Here is a 1,764-nt window from a genome sequence, read left to right as displayed (position 1 = left end):
TTTGCGTCTCTGCAAAACGCCTCTGGCGTTGTAAGGTTAAGCCTCACGGGTCATTAGTACCGGTTAGCTCAATGCATCGCTGCACTTACACATCCGGCCTATCAACGTCGTCGTCTTCAACGTCCCTTCAGGACTCTCAAGGAGTCAGGGAGAACTCATCTCGGGGCAAGTTTCGTGCTTAGATGCTTTCAGCACTTATCTTTTCCGCACTTAGCTACCGGGCAATGCCATTGGCATGACAACCCGAACACCAGTGGTGCGTTCACTCCGGTCCTCTCGTACTAGGAGCAACCCCCCTCAATTCTCCAGCGCCCACGGCAGATAGGGACCGAACTGTCTCACGACGTTCTAAACCCAGCTCGCGTACCACTTTAAACGGCGAACAGCCGTACCCTTGGGACCTACTTCAGCCCCAGGATGTGATGAGCCGACATCGAGGTGCCAAACACCGCCGTCGATATGAACTCTTGGGCGGTATCAGCCTGTTATCCCCGGAGTACCTTTTATCCGTTGAGCGATGGCCCTTCCATTCAGAACCACCGGATCACTAAGACCTGCTTTCGCACCTGCTCGAACCGTCACTCTCGCAGTCAAGCTAGCTTATGCCTTTGCACTAACCTCACGATGTCCGACCGTGATTAGCTAACCTTCGTGCTCCTCCGTTACTCTTTGGGAGGAGACCGCCCCAGTCAAACTACCCACCAGACACTGTCCGCAACCCGGATTACGGGTCTACGTTAGAATATCAAACATTAAAGGGTGGTATTTCAAGGTTGGCTCCGTACGAACTGGCGTCCGTACTTCAGTGCCTCCCACCTATCCTGCACATCAAGGCTCAATATTCAGTGTCAAGCTATAGTAAAGGTTCACGGGGTCTTTCCGTCTTGCCGCGGGTACACTGCATCTTCACAGCGATTTCAATTTCACTGAGTCTCGGGTGGAGACAGCCTGGCCATCATTACGCCATTCGTGCAGGTCGGAACTTACCCGACAAGGAATTTCGCTACCTTAGGACCGTTATAGTTACGGCCGCCGTTTACCGGGGCTTCGATCAAGAGCTTCTCCTTGCGGATAACCCCATCAATTAACCTTCCGGCACCGGGCAGGCGTCACACCGTATACGTCCACTTTCGTGTTTGCACAGTGCTGTGTTTTTAATAAACAGTTGCAGCCAGCTGGTATCTTCGACTGGCTTCAGCTCCGGGAGCAAGTCCCTTCACCTACGCGCCAGCGTGCCTTCTCCCGAAGTTACGGCACCATTTTGCCTAGTTCCTTCACCCGAGTTCTCTCAAGCGCCTTGGTATTCTCTACCTGACCACCTGTGTCGGTTTGGGGTACGATTTCGTGTTACCTGGAGCTTAGAGGCTTTTCCCGGAAGCAGGGCATCTGTCACTTCAGTACCGTGGTACCTCGTCATCACGCCTCAGCCTTAAGAGATCCCGGATTTGCCTGGGATCTCAGCCTACACGCTTAAACCGGGACAACCGTCGCCCGGATGACATAGCCTTCTCCGTCCCCCCTTCGCAGTAACACCAAGTACAGGAATATTAACCTGTTTCCCATCGACTACGCTTTTCAGCCTCGCCTTAGGGGTCGACTCACCCTGCCCCGATTAACGTTGGACAGGAACCCTTGGTCTTCCGGCGAGCGGGTTTTTCACCCGCTTTATCGTTACTCATGTCAGCATTCGCACTTCTGATACCTCCAGCAGCCCTCACAGACCACCTTCAACGGCTTACAGAACGCTCCCCTACCCAACAACAC

Annotated in this window: 1 rRNA gene; it reads right to left on the bottom strand. The window is 53.6% G+C overall.

Annotated elements, in window-relative coordinates:
• Positions 1 to 32: 32 nt before the first annotated feature.
• Positions 33 to 1,764: ribosomal RNA gene (locus tag JK223_RS16780) — 23S ribosomal RNA — on the bottom strand; the annotation flags it as partial.

This window comes from Tatumella sp. JGM118 (genome assembly GCF_018257515.1).
In the GTDB taxonomy this organism is placed as follows: domain Bacteria; phylum Pseudomonadota; class Gammaproteobacteria; order Enterobacterales; family Enterobacteriaceae; genus Tatumella; species Tatumella terrea.
The sequence above is the reverse complement of the archived record's forward strand: the minus strand, read 5'-3'. Positions and strand labels throughout refer to the sequence as shown.